This window comes from Alteromonas sp. PRIM-21 (assembly GCF_027563165.1).
Lineage (GTDB): Bacteria > Pseudomonadota > Gammaproteobacteria > Enterobacterales > Alteromonadaceae > Alteromonas > Alteromonas macleodii_A.
The window spans coordinates 81,741-97,189 of record NZ_JADOEK010000011.1 but is presented as its reverse complement, the minus strand read 5'-3'; the positions used below and the strand labels follow the sequence as shown (position 1 = coordinate 97,189).

The following is a 15,449-nucleotide window of genomic DNA, read 5'->3' as shown; positions in this document are numbered from 1 at the left end:
TAAGCGCCGAGCATTTTGGGAACAGACCAGTAAAATTACTCTGACCCCGCAATTCGTGATTAGTCATGAAGCGAAGGGTCAGGCGCTACCATTTCGGCTTCTCTTTTGTGTTCGGGTACATCCACTTTACCAGAGGCAATGACTTCCCCCTCTTGCCAAAGCTTCCATTCGCCTCGCTCGTAAATATCCCACTGTTCATCGTTGGTTAGCGGTTCGGTAGCGATAATACTTACTACATCCTTTGGCGTGGTTTCAGCAGCAAAATCAATTTCTACTTCGACATCACTTAAACAAGCCGGGCCAAAAGGCGCTCTACGGGTAATGCTGGCTAGCTTCGTACTACAAAACGTAAATAGCCAGTCGCCATTACTCAGCAAGCAATTGAACACGCCTTGCTGTGCGTATTCTTGTGCTAGCGCCACCAGTGTTTCAGCTAACTGTTCAGGCATGGCGTCTCGGGGTAAGTTCTGTCTAACATTATTCATGATGTCGCAGAAAAGCTCTTCGCTGTCTGTATCCCCTACCGCTTCATAAATACCTGCTCGCCGTGAGAAGTTAGGCAACTGCCCATTGTGTGCAAACACCCAATAGCGCCCCCACAGTTCGCGAGTAAAAGGATGCGTGTTCGCTAAGTTGATGTTACCAACGTTAGCTTGTCGAATATGACAAATGGCGTTTTTACTTTTGATAGGAAGCTTCGAAACAAAGTCAGCAATGGGTGACGTGGCGCAGGGTTCAGGGTCGTGAAACATACGAACGCCTTTTTCCTCGTAAAATGCCACGCCCCAGCCGTCTTTATGCGGGCCCGTTTCACCGCCACGGCGCGTTAATCCCGTAAAGCTAAAACACAAATCTGTTGGGGTATTGGCACTCATGCCTAGAAGTTCACACACGTTAATTTACGGCCTCTAACAATATTTGTGTTCAGCATAATAAAGGGCTGGCGCTAGTTCAATTCTCAATTAGGAGCAATCAGCATTTCATAATTAAAGAGGTTCTAAAGAGTCCATTAAATAAAACAGTAATGTAAATAACAATTATTTCTATTTACATATATACTTTAGTTGAATATCCTATTGGCGATTTTTTAAGGCTGTTTGCCGCAAACAAAAATAAAAGCTAAAGGAGAGCTTACGTTGACGACTTTATTTGGAATTGGTTTAGTCTTCTGCGTGTTAGCGTGTACAGTCTTGTATGCTGGGAACCCAAATCAGCAGTGGTTTAAAACACGCCCTTATTCATTTAAAACAGCCATCATCGGTTGTATTAGTCTCTGTACTGTCGCCACTTTTTGTTTTATCCAGTCGTTTTCAGTAGCCGCAGCAATTTTTACGACTTTTACGCTTAGCATGCTTGGTTTAAGCCTTGTTCCGCTTATTACTCGGTGGGAGAAGCCTTTAACCGCACCACGTGGGAGTAAATCAACATTAACTCGTGCCCAAGGTAGTCAAGTTAATCCACCACAATGGTGGCTAAAAAGTATTGGAGCACTTTTACTGGGGCTTCCCCTAGGTTTATTTACTAGCGCACTTATTACTTTTGCAGTATTCAGTAACACGCCTTTAGACGTCAAAACACAACACCTTATGTGGTGGATAGTACCCATCTGGCTCACGCTTATAGCACTTATATACTTTTCTCATCGTCCACTTCGCATCTTCACTGCTATCGCTCTTTTAACCTTTGCAGAGTACCTAGCAATACAGGTCTTCATTTAAACCATGAAATTAGAAAACTTTAAGAACTACCAAAACATTCATATTTGGACAGGCATTTTATCTGGGCTTTTATTGTTTATCTGCTTTGCAACTAGTGCTTTTACCATGTTTAAAGGGCCGCTGAACACCTGGGCGCTACACAGCGAAAATACCATGCCTGCCATCGCTGAAAGCCAGTATGACGACCTAATTCAACAAGTGCTGACTGTACATCCTGAAGCAGGTAAAGAAATGACTGTATATTTGCCAGCGGCAATGACAGAACATGCGCCGGTTCAATGGGTAGTGAGGGATGAAGATACTCATGATGCGGTCTATTGGCATGCCTCGTTGGATGAGAACGGGCAACTTATCAGTCAGCAAGCATTTCTTTCAGATATCGGTGATTTTCTTGATCATTTACACAGAACCGCGGGGATCCCAGGAGGTGACGATCACGATGCGGTAGGTATCTGGATAATGGGTATCGTTTGTATACTCTACTTTGTCGCCATTGTATCTGGCTTGGTTATATTTCTCCCCACATGGGCAAAAGACTTATTTGCCCTGCGAAAAGCAAAGAAAGCCAAACGTTTCTGGGTAGATTTTCACAATATTTTAGGTATTTCAGCGCTCCCTTTTCATATCATCATTGCCGTTACCACTGTGGTATTTGCCTATCACGATATCCTTTACGGCACTATGCAAAGCTTTGTATATAAAGACAAGCCCATGTTCAATCGGCCAGCTGCAATAGAGGTAGACAGAAACAACGAAAACCTTCTCTCTATTGAAACATTACGCCAAAAAATCACAGAAACTGAGCCTGACTTCAACATGGCTGAACTGCGCTTTTCCGGTCTAGGTACACCACGTTCTAGATTGATCATAGGCGGCGAACTTGAAGGTGAGATCATACGCGGCCCTTATTATGCGTTCTGGGTAACAGACCCATACACCGCATCTGCTGGGTATACAGCAATGTTACCTTCCGTGTCGGGGGTAGCAGGTAAAATTGTAAATAGCTTTTTCACACTTCACTTTGGAGGTTTTGGCGGAAGCACAATTCACTGGATTTATTTTGCATTGGGCTTAAGCGGTTCACTGCTATTTTTAACCGGCAATATCATTTGGATAGAAGGTAGAAGAAAACGCTCGACAGCTAATGCTCCTGCCACACAGAAACGCTCGGTAAGAATTTTATCGCGCCTAACTGTCGGCGTTTGCACAGGAACCTTGGTTGGGATTGGTTTATCTCTTTTGGCGGCGAAGCTTGTATCGGCAGCACAAGGTAACATTCAACTCTATCAGCACCTTGGCTATTACGGCGGGTTCCTAGCAGCGATAGCATACAGCTTTTGGGTTTCCCCTCTTAAAGCAGCCATTCACAGCCTTTATGCACTTACCTTCATAGCAATCAGCCTTATTGTAGCGACCTGCATTTATTGGAATGCCAGTGTATCAAGCACCATAAATATCGCGTTTATCGGAGTCGCTATTTCGCTAATTGCGCTGTTTATTTTGATTGCGAAACGTCTGGCTGCAAAGCGCACGCTTGTGCCCCAAGACGGTGTCTGGCAATAACCTAAATCTAACCTCTGGCGGGTGTTGACCGTTGGCAACCGCCAGAACTTTATCACTTAAGCAATAAAAAGAGCCTCGTTCAAAGCGGCCGTACTACTTTGAGAAGCAATAAGGAACTACTTATATGAGAAACGCGTTTCCATCATCGTTATCTGTGATAGCAATGGCAATATCAACGGTCGGCTTTACTGCCAATGCTCAAAATGTACAAGTCCCTGACGGGAGTGTTGAGGAAATTGAGAAAATCGTCGTACTAGGTGAAAAAGCCAATCGTACGCTAAAAGATTCAACATCATCCATATCTGTACTTACTGCAGATGAGATAAACAATACGCAATACAAGTCTGTATCTGATGCCCTGTCAGAAATCGCCAACGTAGTAACACTATCGGGAGCATTGCCCGACATTCGCGGTGTTTCAGGAAACGGTGGCGCTGGGGGCTTTAATTCAATTGCTGGTGGCGCAAAAGGGCGCGTATCGACCTTAATTGATGGCGTAGCACAGCCTTTTGTTGCCGATTTGAGCGGCGATAGTGGTATGTGGGACTTACAGCAAATAGAAGTTTTCAGGGGCCCTCAGTCTACAAGTAATGGTAGAAACAGTATTGCCGGCTCTGTCTTCATTAAGACTAATGATCCTTCTTTCGATTGGGAAGGCGCAGCCCGAGTAGGCTATAGAAATAAAGACCAATATATTGATACTGCAGGCGTTATCTCGGGTCCAATTATTGAAGATGAGCTAGCGTTTCGTTTAAGTGTTCAAACGCTTAACGCAGATACCATTACCAATGGTGAAGGTTTTGAAACTAACCCACCAGACTACGACATAGACGAAATCGAAACACAACGTGTGCGCGCGAAGCTTAAATGGCAGCCTAGCGACGACCTTTCATTTATGCTCACGCACACCTACAACAATGAAGAAGGTGACACGGGGCGTATCTACTATGAACTTGAGAATTTAGACGAACGAAACCGCATATTCTTTAGAGACATTGAAACGGAAATCTCTACGACTTCGCTACTTACAGAGTATGCAATCAATGATAACTTTTCGTTTGACCTTATCTTGGCTTATATGGATTATCAGTGGGGCTTTGATAGTTACGAAGCGAGCGATGAAGCAGAACAGACACTTGTTTTCGATGAAACCAATACCACGGTAGATGCAAAGCTAAACTTCGCGTTCAGTGATGGTGAAACCACAGGTTTTATTGGTTTCTATTACTTCGAGCGTGAGCAAGATATTTTAAGTACGGGCGCATTTCCTTACTACGGTGACGACGATAGTGAATCCATCGCACTATATACCGAAGCCAACTTTACTTTATCGGACAAGCTCACGCTTACCGCAGGTGGACGCCTAGAAAGAGAAAGCCAAGACAGGCACTTCGTTTACGACCCCATTGATGATGTATACATCGAAGATACTAATATTTTCCTTCCAAAACTTGCGTTAACCTACGATGTAGATGGAAGCACTACGTTAGGTATCAGTGCTCGTAAAGGGTATAACGCAGCGGGTGGCGCACTTAATTTTACTGCTCAAGAGTACTATTACTACGATGAAGAAGAAGTCTATACCTACGAATTAAGTTCGCGCACATCGTTAAGCAATAATACGTTTATTAGTGCTAACCTCTTCTATAACGACTATTCGGGCTTTCAAGCATTAAGCTCCACCCGCTTTATAACGAACATGCCAGAGGTAACAACTTATGGCTTGGAAGCGGAACTGCATACAAATCTAACTGACGATCTACAGCTTAATGCAGGTATTGGCTTGCTTAATAGTGAAATTACCGATGCGGGCGAGAACTACCCTGATGTGGATGGCAACGAATTAAACTCTGCTCCGTCTTTTAACGCTAATGTAGGTGCTAAATACTGGCTAAACGACACATTTAATGTTGGCGGCTCGGTCCGTTACATTGGTGAATACTTTGGTGACTTTTCAAATACTGAAGAGCGCGTGGCCGGAGACTATACCTTGGTGCGCCTAACTGCTGGCTATGAAACTGATAACTGGTCTGTTACAGCATTTGTAGACAACCTTTTCGACGAAACCGCCATTGTGACACAAGAGCCTGTCAGTGCTCGCAACCCGGCGGGCTACGCTGCCATTGCGGACCCGAGAAACGTTGGCGTTTCTGCTACTTATAAATTTTGATTTACCTTAAAAAGTAAAACTTTTGCAAGCCACCACCACTCGTGACGTATCGCGAGTGGTGGCAAAGGCTTTTAACTTTTATTGTGTAGGGAAGAATTAATTGATGGCTTCAAGTTCCCTGTGTAGCAACGACGGGTTATCGACGCTTAAATATAGCGTCGACATATTTTCATTTAATAAAGCCATAGCAGAATAATATGCTTGCGGCCTATTGAAGGTAAGTTTGACGTTAGCAGCGCCCCTTCCAAAGTGAAAATCCTCTTTGGTTAAACTTCTACTCCACTCGCCAACTTCAATGCTTTCTATATTCGCTTTTGGAATCACAACCATTCCCCACCACGAATTATTCACTACAACCTTATCCTGCCAAACGAAACAACTGTAATTTTTGCTTACCCGATAGTTCGCAACAAACATGATCACTAGATAGAACACTAAGGTGGCGACAACTAGAGCAATAGTTTCACTGAATTGCGATAGCAATACGTAGGAGGCATAGGTTGTGACACTCAACGCAATGAGTACGCCCAGTAAATGCCACCACTTGCCAGATAGTAACTTAAGGTGCACTGCGCTTTTCACATGTTTTTTACTGAAGCTAGGTATAGCGTAATACCAACTTGCCGGTTCGTGAGCCAACATTAAAGCAAGCTCTAGTTGCTTAGCCTCTTTGCTACCTTTTTCCGGTGCTTCATCTTTTTCATATTTCTCGAGCATGTGTATACGCGGGTCGCCGCTCAGTTTACGTGCGCCCCAAAGTGCTTTTATGATAGTTACCAAAAGCACTACTTCAATAATCATTAATACGGCAATGATGGGGTATTTTAGGTAGCTGATAAACGCAAAATAGTGCGCAAGCTGTTCCGGGTAGTTATAGCGGGCTATTAAACTACTTAAAGAGAATATTAGCAGTACTTTCCAAAGAGCCTGTTCGCCAATACGGATAACCCAGAAGTAATACAACACCGGCAGCACAAGGAAATAAACCAACGAAACAAGCGCCGTATTACGCCAGCTTGGCTCTGATATGATATTGCTGAATTTCAGCGTAATGTCTGGCAAGGTACTCGGTAGAAACCATGTGCCTATATAAAAACAAACCGCAGCAACGATTAAAAAAGCAATTCTGTATTTGACGGGTTTACGCATATTTCATCCCTGATGCGTTGAAGATAAGAAGCAGCTAAAAAGCTAAACAATTGATACACAATACGAAAAAGTGGGGGCAGAGTAAATTAATTTGATGGCGGGGTCGTCTGACTTTGGCGAAATGTACTCTGACCCTAAAACTTATGGGGGTCAGAGTACATTAATTTGCTGGCAGGGTTCGTACAGCTTTGGTGAAATGTACTCTGACCCCGTTACTTTTATGCGGCTTTTACTTTGGTGGTTGTTTCAGGTTGTGAAACGTTAGTTTCTAATTGAGCTTCGTCGCTACTAAGTTCATTTTGATTTTGGCTATCACGAACATTCTTTTGAACCGTAATGGCGGCAAATAAGCTTAAGGTAAACGCCATTCCGAAAAAGCCTTTTTCACTCAGTAAAAGTTCGGCGTTTAGCAATCCAATAACTAAGAGTACAATGGCTGACCCAGTAGCTACCGCTGAAGCTAAAAAGTATGCTTTGGTTGTAGGTACACCTTCCATTTTATCGCGCACCGTTTTTTGTAAGCTCACCACAGAAAACAAGCCAAATAGCATAATAGTAAAGTAATAGCCTTTTTCGTTGAGGGCCATAGGCGCGTTGTACAAACCTATGAAATACGCACCTACGCCTACAATTAATGCTGCTAGTGACGCGATTCGAAACGCTTTAGTGGGTTTATTCATGTTTTGCATAGTAAAACTCCTAAATATTCTCTATTTGACCCGTATGGGTAAACGTAACTGCCTTGTTTGTTAAATTGTACTTTTGCATATAGCGAGCAAGGCTTCCGAAGGTGGTGGTTTCTACCTTGCGACCGTGATCTGTCAGTGTTACGCCATCACTGAACATACTCGCTAAGCCAAGTTTAGCGCGGCTCATATTCACTTTTTGCGCCGAAAAGTGGGCTTTTGCATTTACCTTTAGCTGCGCAATATCAGTGGTTGAATAGATTGCAGCGTTCAAAACATCAAGGGTGTATTCCGTGCAGTTTTGACGTTTACTATTAAACGGGTTTGCCACTACCGAATATCGAGCATTGTGAAGCTGCTTGGCTTTGTCATCGCGATATAGCTTCACCAACGCTTGTTGCACTTCTGCTGAAGGAATTATTATTCCCGCCTCTAGCGCATACGCGCCCCAGAAGAAGTCTACTGGATAGTCGGTAATTAAATGACTTTTGCCCTGCTCTTCTGCGTCTTGATATAAGTTGTGTATGGCATAGCCTTTCGCCGTACTACCGTCACTTAGTTGAATACTTGAGTAAATAGCAACGGCGGTATGGGTAAAGCGAATACCTTTTGGCATATCCTCAATAGGTCTGCCACGTCTGGCAATAATAAATGCCCGTGCCCCTTGGCCTGCCGCATACTTTTCCACATCTTTTGAAAAAGTTGCGATAGCTTCCGGCGTAAAAGTAGGTTTACCGTGTTGCTGGCTACCCGCGTATACATCGTGAATACCAGACATCAACAATACAAAAGCGAACCCGATTGAAGTTAAGTAGGCTTTCATGTCTAACCTACCGCTTAGTATTAGTTGTGGTCGTGATGGTTTGCGTAGTAACCACTTGGTTTGGAGCTGGGTCGGCAGTAATAATAGTTTCGGTTATCACCAAAGGCTGGTTATGCGCCACTGAAGATTGATGGCTAGCTTTATGAAGGTTGCGAGCACTTTCATTAACGGCGCTTTCTGCCACCGCACTTCCGGCAACAACAACACTTCCGGTCAATACCACAGGCACTGCCACCACCGCACTTGCTACCGAAGCGGTTGTCGCTAAACCTTCAGAGGCAGCTAACGCACTGTGCTTACTCGCTTTGCCGCTATGGTCAAAAGAGTCATCTGCCATTGCAGAGTGGGTAAGAAGCGCACTACTTAATAGTGCAGTTAACATCAATGTTGAACGTGTATTTTTCATATCACTTGCTCCTAGTTTGTTAAGACAAGATGTGTCTGAACACTTTCTACACTAGAGCCAAGAATAAATTTCGTAAACCAAAATGATTAATGTAGTATTAAATTACACCACAAGTATAAAAAAGTAATACCATGAGCCAAATCAGCCTTGTGTACAACACCTTGAAACAATGCTTACGGGAACAGCGACTTACCTATAAGCAGCTTGCGGAAGCGCTTAATGTGAGCGAAGCAAGTGTGAAGCGTAACTTTTCTTTGCAGGCGTTCAGCCTTGATAAGTTAGAGCAGATTTGTGAATGCTTAAATTTGTCATTAAGCGATTTATTTAGCCTTTCACAAAAACAGCAAGAGAAAATTTCGCAGCTGTCTGAAGAGCAAGAAATGGAACTGCTCGCTAACCCTAAGCTACTGCTTGCCGCCGTGTGCGTTCGAGACGGATGGCGCTTTTCTGAACTTATCGAGCATTACGATATTGATGAAGTGGAAGGCATTAAGCTAATGACAACCCTTGATAGGCTTAGGCTTATCGAACTGTTGCCGAACAACCGTTATAAGCTTCTCATCGCACAGGATTTTCGCTGGATCCCAGGCGGGCCGCTAGAAAAATTTATGGAACAGGAAGTTATGGTGAAGTTTATGGACCCAAAGAAAAACGAACCTTGGATGTTCCGTTTTTATTTGCGCGGTCGCTATTCTCAGACCTCGGTATCTATCATTCAGCGGCGCTTAGAGCAGCTTAGACAAGAAGCAGCTAAACTCAGCAGTGAAGATAATGATTTACCGATAGAAGAGCGCCAGCATGTAGGTTTACTAATGGCAATGAGACCATGGGAGCCTTCGCTTTTTGAAAACATGAAGCGAAAATAACCCTGACAAAGCATATTTGGGGGTCAGAGTACATTTCGTAGAAAAGTACTCTGACCCCACGGGCTTGCTGCGCAAAAGTGTACGTTGCCCCATTTTTGGTTATGAAGCGCTTCTTGCCTGCATGGTAGCTGGTACTCTGTTGGACAGCAACAGGTATACGATACTGGCGATAATTAGCCCCACGAACCATGCGTAGGCGTAAAGCGTATCAAAAATGGCAGGTACGCTATCTACAAACCCAGCTGCGTGCGCAAAGCCAGGGATATTAGGCAAAATACCAATAACAAGTGCAGCCACGCCCGCCATGTTCCAACCATTGTTCGCGTCATATTCGCCACTGTGCTGAAACAGCGCATCAATATTTAGCGTCGATTTTCTCAAGATAAAATAGTCGGCAATGAGAATACCTGCGATCGGGCCGAGTAGCGCTGAATATCCCGTAAGCCAGGTAAATAAATAACCACCGGCGGTTTCAAGTAGCTTCCAAGGAAAAATAGCTACACCTATTCCTGCGGTAATGTATCCGCCCACTCTAAAGCTAATTTTTGAAGGCGCCATGTTGGAAAAGCCATACGCCGGAGCAACCATGTTAGCGGCTAAATTCGTAGTTAAAGTAGCAAGAGCTAAGGCAGCTAACGCAAAGACCACGCCCATTCCGCCCATTCTGCCAGCGAGTGCTACTGGATCCCAGATGGCTTCACCGTAAATGGTTACAGTTGCCGAAGTAACCGCTACCCCAATAAAGGCAAACAGTGCCATAGGTAAAGGCAAGCCAATAGCTTGCCCTAGCATCTGATCTTTCTGTGATTTAGCAAAGCGAGTGAAGTCGGGAATATTTAGAGCCATGGTTGCCCAAAACCCCACCATAGATGTAAGACCTGCGAAGAAAGCAGACCAAAACTGGCCTTCTTTAGCGCCCCCTTCTACAAATTGAGATGGCGTAGATAACATAGCGCCAAATCCACCGGCATTGATGTATGCCCAAGCAAGAAGCGCTAAGCCCATTAAGATCAAAAATGGTGCAGCAAAAGTTTCAAGCCAGCGAATAGATTCAGTGCCATGCTTAATGAAAACCAAATGCATTGCCCAAAAAGCAAAGAAGCACAGGGTTTGGGTAATATCTATACCTAAAAATGGCAGCGCCTGCCCTACAAACGCGTCGCCGCTCACGCTATTTAAAATAACGTAAATCGCACTGCCACCCACCCATGTATTAATGCCAAACCACCCGCAGGCTACAAGGCCGCGAGCCAAAGCAGGAATCTTCGCGCCTTTGGTACCAAAAGCGCTGCGCAGCAATACAGGAAAAGGTAACCCATATTTAGCCCCCGCGTGACCAATTAGCATCATTGGCACTAGCACAATAACGTTACCTAAAAGCACGGTAATCACTGCCTGATACCAATTCATACCTTCAGACACTAGTCCAGCAGATAGCAAATAAGTGGGCACACATACCACCATAGCCACCCATAACGCCGCATAGTCCTTCCACCTCCAAGTTCTTGTTGCCTCACTGGTGGGCGCTAAATCTTGGTTCCATAAGTCGCCATCGTAATGGGAAGGTTTTGTCATGGGTTGATTGTTGGTGTTATCCACGATCTATTTCCTTGTTGTTTTGGTGTTGCACGCACTTGTCTTATTTATAATAAAAAACAGGTTTTTACGAAGCGTTACTGTTAGCAAAATACCAAATATTTTGCTGATTCTTTTGGTGACATTTTTTGAAAAAATGCCGCATTTTTTTAACTTGAGAAAACACGCTATCTAGCAATAAGTCGCTAATAAAAACAGAAGCAAAAATGCTGCCGCTTTGCACTTATCGATAACGCGACACCTAGATACCGTTTTATAGAATTTCGGTATCTAGGTTAGCTAAATAGTTTGTGTTTTCGGGTTAGAGCGTTTTCGAGCAAGGCCGTTTTCGAGTAAGGTTTAGGGTTTAAGCCAAGTGACTAAAACGCCTTACTTACCAAACTAGAAACTTCGTCTAATGGTCACCCCATATGTTCTAGGTTTTGCATAAGAAATTTGGCTTGTGCCGTAAAAGCCTGAAACGTCAAAGCCAATGAGTTCGTGGTCAGAATCAAATAGATTATCTACGTAAGCAGCTAGGCTCCATTTGTCTTGACCATCAACCCAGGTTAAGCGTGCATCTGCCGTAGCATAGCTATCAATTTCATGAGCGGTAAAATTCCGCGCATTGTGAAAAGTTTCAGACTGATAGTTTGCTGATAGCTGTGCAGCCATATTTCCTTCGAACGCATCCCAATTGTACCTGAGCATAGCAGACGCTTGGTATTCAGGGGTAAATGGCGGAGTAGTATCGGCAAAGTAACCTGACGCCACTTCTAAGTCTTCAACCACAGCATCGGTATAAGAGAAATTCACCATCAAATCCAAACTGTCTGTTGGTGTTAAAAATACTTCAAGCTCCACACCGCTAAACGAGGCTTCTTCATTCGTCACAACACCGGCATTATTTACCCATGAAAAAGACTGGTAATCGTTGTAGTCATAGTAAAAGACATTGGCATTAAACACGCCGCTACCCTGCATGAAGCTTTGCTTTAAGCCTGCTTCGTAGGAAGTTAGCTCTTCAGGCTCATAAAAACTGAACCCTCCGAATAAGGGCGCATTAAAACTTCCCGCTTTTACGCCACGATTAATTCCCGCGTAGTACAAACTATTGCCAATGCTATATTCCAACTGTAGCTTTGCCGACCATAAATTTTGATCGTTGCTTTGCGAGAGTATTTCCAAAGAAGACGTACTGGTGTCAATCTCAATCACTCGGTCATCGGTATTTTCATTCTGATACACGTTACCGATAAAGTCTTTGTTTTCTCGGGTATAGCGAAGTCCGCCTACTAATACCAAGTCATCCGTTAAGCTGTAGTCAATTTGCCCAAATACAGAGTATGACTCGGTTTCAAGGGCCACTAAGGTGTTATTTTCTTCACCGCCCAAGAAAAAGGTGGTGGGTGAACCCGCCAAGCCCTGGCTATAGTCTGTATCGATAGACAGATAATAAAGCCCTCCAACCCACTTTAAGTCGGCAGTTTCACCTGAAAATCGAAATTCTTGGCTTAACTGTTCGATGGTGCTATTTGACTGGAAGATAAGTTCAGGAGACGCCGTTTGGTCAGAGTCAAGACCAACCGTACGCTTAAATTCTTTATAATCTGACATCGCAAAGAAATCGAAGCTTTCGAAGGCATAGTCTAGTGTTGCCGCTAAGCCTTTTGACTTGATTTTGTTTTGATCGTCAAAGGCAAAATCTTTATTTACCTTGTTGCCCGAACCGTCAGGGTCAAAGTTACCGTTAAAGTCGCCACCTTGTACTGGGCGGAAGGGGTCACCATTAAAGTTGCCGTCTACGCACACACCCGCTTGTATAGTGTCACAGCCTAGAGGGTCGTCAGCAGCAAAAATTACATCTATCACATTGCCCGCGGCATCTTTCACTTCTGTGGTATTTACCACCTGATACGGGCCTTCACTTTTGGTGGTATCAGACCAGTTACCGCTTAGAAGTAAGGTGCCTTCCTCGCCAATATCAAACATTAACTGAGCACGAAACGCTTTAGTATCGTCGTTGTAGCCGTCTTCCCCGCCACCGACCGAGCCTAATCGAGTATCGGGTGCTGCACCGTCTTCGTAAACATTTTCGAGTATTTCACCTTGCTGATTGGTAAACCCAGAAAAGCGACCATAAATGCCGTCTGCTAGTTCGCCTGATATCGCTCCTTCAAAACGGTATTGCTCGAAACGGGCTGCGGTAAACTCTGCATAGCCCTCGGTGTCGGCGGTAGGTTTTGCGGTAATAGTATTTACCAGTCCGCCTGTGGCATTTCTTCCGAATAATGTTCCCTGCGGGCCTTTAAGAATTTCGATGCGAGCTACATCGAATAAACCAAAGGTTTGTGCTTGGGTACTGGCTAAATAGCCACCGTCGACATAAACCGCCACCGGTGCTTCCGCCAAGTCAGCGTAATCGTTTTGCACCACGCCTCGAATATTGAAAATGGCGCGCTGACCACCGATATCACCGGCCAACGATACGCCAGGGGTAAACGCGATAAGCTCGGTACTGCTTTCAAGGCCAAGGGCTTCTAGTTGTTCACCAGAAAACGCGGTAATAGCGATACCCACATCGCTTATATTCTCGTTGCGCTTTTGCGCGGTAACTTCAATACTTTCCCAAACATTCTCTGCAGCAAAGGCCGCTGGCGCACTCAACGCCATCCCAACGGTTAACGCCAGCAGACGCTTGTGTGTGTTTAACGTATGCATGTTTTACTCTCGTTTATAGTTCTTTTTAACAAGCCTTGCGGCGGTGTTGTCCCGATATTTTTATAAGAGTAACTGTCGACGTGAACTGCTTATCGATTGCCACTGGGGTGCAAACCTAAGGCAGGACTGGAGAGGAACTGCCAAAGGTTTGCGGGTTTAAATTGTTATAATTAATGGCATAGCTTTTACTACCTACCACCAGTGAGTATTTGCTGTTTTAGCTAAAGGCATTAATGCACTGGCAGTATGTAGATGTTTATTAACTTGTTAGTTAACTAGGAAATGAAAAGCTGACTCCTTCTCTAACACCACTAGAGGGCCAACGTTGGGTAATAGTTTTGCGCTTAGTATAAAAACGCAGGCCGTCAGGTCCGTATGCGTGAAGGTCGCCAAAGAGTGAACGCTTCCAACCACCGAAACTGTGATAAGAAACGGGCACAGGCAGCGGTACGTTTATGCCTACCATGCCCACCTGAATATTGTCGGAGAAATAACGGGCAGCTTCACCGTCGCGGGTAAAAATGCAAGTGCCGTTGCCGTACTCATGTTCGTCAATAAGCTGCATGGCTTGCTCCATACTTTCAACGCGCATTACCTGTAATACTGGGCCAAAAATTTCGGCCTTATAACTTGTCATTTCAGGGGTGACTTTATCGATGAGCGTGGCACCTAAGAAAAAGCCAGTTTCATACCCCTCGACTGTGGGGCTTCGCCCGTCAACGACTACATTAGCGCCCTGCTCAACTGCACTTGTTATGAACCCTTCTACTTTCTCTTTATGCTGCTGTGTAATAAGCGGGCCAAAGTCATTAGACGCATCGTCAAATGCCCCTACTTTCAAATCTTTCATCGCCGACTGCATCTTATCTACAATCTCATCAGCTATCTTGTCGCCCACGGCAACCACCACAGACAATGCCATGCAGCGCTCGCCCGATGAACCAAAGGCTGCGCCTAACAGTTGATTAACCGCGTTATCGACGTCGGCGTCAGGCATAACAATGGCGTGATTTTTAGCCCCGCCTAGTGCTTGGCAGCGCTTGCCACTAGCATTGGCTTTTGAATAGATGTATTCGGCGATAGGCGTAGAGCCTACAAAACTTACTGCTTTAATGCGCTCGTCATCGAGTATCTGATCAACCGCTTCTTTATCGCCATTGATCACATTGAAAACACCGTCGGGTAACCCTGCTTCTTTAAGCAGCTTTGCTAAGAAAATTGCGCAGCTTGGATCTCGTTCTGATGGTTTTAAAACAAAAGTGTTGCCACATACTATGGCGAGCGGAAACATCCAAAGCGGCACCATAGCCGGAAAGTTAAATGGGGTAATCCCTGCCACCACACCAAGGGGCTGAAACTCGCTCCATGAATCTATGTTTGGACCCACATTTTTACTGTGTTCACCTTTAAGCAACTGCGGCGCGCCACAGGCAAATTCTACGTTCTCAATACCTCGCTGTAGTTCGCCCGCCGCGTCGTGGCTTATTTTTCCGTGCTCCGCGCCAATTAGCGCGATAATTTCATCCGCGTGCTCTTCAAGTAAACTTTTGAACTTGAACATAACGCGAGCCCGCTTGCTTACTGGCGTGTTTCGCCATTGCGGAAAAGCTTGCTGTGCGTTAACAATGGCTTCGTTTACGGTAGCTTTCGATGCCAGCAAAACCAGCTTCTCTGCTTCGCCCGTTGCTGGGTTATAAACATCTTGCATACGCCCTTTTGGGGTACAGGTTTCACCGTTTATAAAGTGGCCTACTACTTTCATTGGGTATCTA

12 protein-coding genes are annotated in these 15,449 nt (G+C 44.7%); 4 read left to right on the top strand and 8 right to left on the bottom strand.

Features of this window, described 5'->3' with window-relative positions:
* Window positions 1-59: 59 nt before the first annotated feature.
* Window positions 60-893 carry a class II glutamine amidotransferase gene (locus IW644_RS15445; RefSeq protein ID WP_269918344.1) on the bottom strand — a complete coding sequence of 278 codons (834 nt, stop codon included), beginning with the start codon at window positions 891-893 and terminating at the stop codon, window positions 60-62.
* A gap of 243 nt (window positions 894-1,136) precedes the next feature.
* Here IW644_RS15445 and IW644_RS15440 point away from each other — a divergent pair, with 243 nt between their 5' ends.
* The 3 genes from IW644_RS15440 to IW644_RS15430 all read left to right on the top strand — a co-directional run bounded on the left by IW644_RS15440 (window position 1,137) and on the right by IW644_RS15430 (window position 5,451).
* Window positions 1,137-1,718, top strand: coding sequence for a hypothetical protein (locus IW644_RS15440; protein ID WP_269918343.1), 582 nt, complete (start codon window positions 1,137-1,139; stop codon window positions 1,716-1,718).
* A gap of 3 nt (window positions 1,719-1,721) precedes the next feature.
* Window positions 1,722-3,281, top strand: coding sequence for a PepSY-associated TM helix domain-containing protein (locus tag IW644_RS15435; protein WP_269918342.1), 1,560 nt, complete (start codon window positions 1,722-1,724; stop codon window positions 3,279-3,281).
* 124 nt (window positions 3,282-3,405) lie between these two features.
* Window positions 3,406-5,451, top strand: coding sequence for a TonB-dependent receptor (locus tag IW644_RS15430; protein WP_269918341.1), 2,046 nt, complete (start codon window positions 3,406-3,408; stop codon window positions 5,449-5,451).
* Between the two features lie 96 nt (window positions 5,452-5,547).
* Here the strand turns inward: IW644_RS15430 and IW644_RS15425 are convergent, their stop codons facing one another.
* The 4 genes from IW644_RS15425 to IW644_RS15410 all read right to left on the bottom strand — a co-directional run bounded on the left by IW644_RS15425 (window position 5,548) and on the right by IW644_RS15410 (window position 8,515).
* Window positions 5,548-6,600, bottom strand: coding sequence for a hypothetical protein (locus IW644_RS15425; RefSeq protein ID WP_269918340.1), 1,053 nt, complete (start codon window positions 6,598-6,600; stop codon window positions 5,548-5,550).
* 218 nt (window positions 6,601-6,818) lie between these two features.
* On the bottom strand, window positions 6,819-7,289 hold the full coding sequence (gene yiaA / locus IW644_RS15420) for an inner membrane protein YiaA (RefSeq protein WP_269918339.1): 471 nt from the start codon (window positions 7,287-7,289) through the stop codon (window positions 6,819-6,821).
* Window positions 7,290-7,299: 10 nt separating this feature from the next.
* Entirely contained in the window at window positions 7,300-8,109 is an 810-nt protein-coding gene (locus IW644_RS15415) for a DUF2145 domain-containing protein (RefSeq protein ID WP_269918338.1), read from the bottom strand.
* Window positions 8,110-8,116: 7 nt separating this feature from the next.
* Window positions 8,117-8,515, bottom strand: a complete 399-nt coding sequence (locus IW644_RS15410; protein WP_269918337.1) for a hypothetical protein — start codon at window positions 8,513-8,515, stop codon at window positions 8,117-8,119.
* 131 nt (window positions 8,516-8,646) lie between these two features.
* Here IW644_RS15410 and IW644_RS15405 point away from each other — a divergent pair, with 131 nt between their 5' ends.
* The gene (locus IW644_RS15405) at window positions 8,647-9,381 is read left to right on the top strand and encodes a helix-turn-helix domain-containing protein (protein WP_269918336.1); all 735 of its coding nucleotides are present in this window, start codon (window positions 8,647-8,649) and stop codon (window positions 9,379-9,381) included.
* Between the two features lie 99 nt (window positions 9,382-9,480).
* Here the strand turns inward: IW644_RS15405 and IW644_RS15400 are convergent, their stop codons facing one another.
* From IW644_RS15400 to IW644_RS15390, 3 genes are all read right to left on the bottom strand, one after another.
* A complete protein-coding gene (locus tag IW644_RS15400) occupies window positions 9,481-10,980 on the bottom strand; it encodes an NCS1 family nucleobase:cation symporter-1 (RefSeq protein WP_269918335.1) in 1,500 nt (499 codons plus the stop codon).
* Between the two features lie 378 nt (window positions 10,981-11,358).
* On the bottom strand, window positions 11,359-13,677 hold the full coding sequence (locus tag IW644_RS15395; RefSeq protein WP_269918334.1) for a TonB-dependent receptor: 2,319 nt from the start codon (window positions 13,675-13,677) through the stop codon (window positions 11,359-11,361).
* A 271-nt stretch (window positions 13,678-13,948) separates the two neighbouring features.
* A complete protein-coding gene (locus tag IW644_RS15390) occupies window positions 13,949-15,439 on the bottom strand; it encodes a CoA-acylating methylmalonate-semialdehyde dehydrogenase (RefSeq protein WP_269918333.1) in 1,491 nt (496 codons plus the stop codon).
* Window positions 15,440-15,449: the final 10 nt, after the last annotated feature.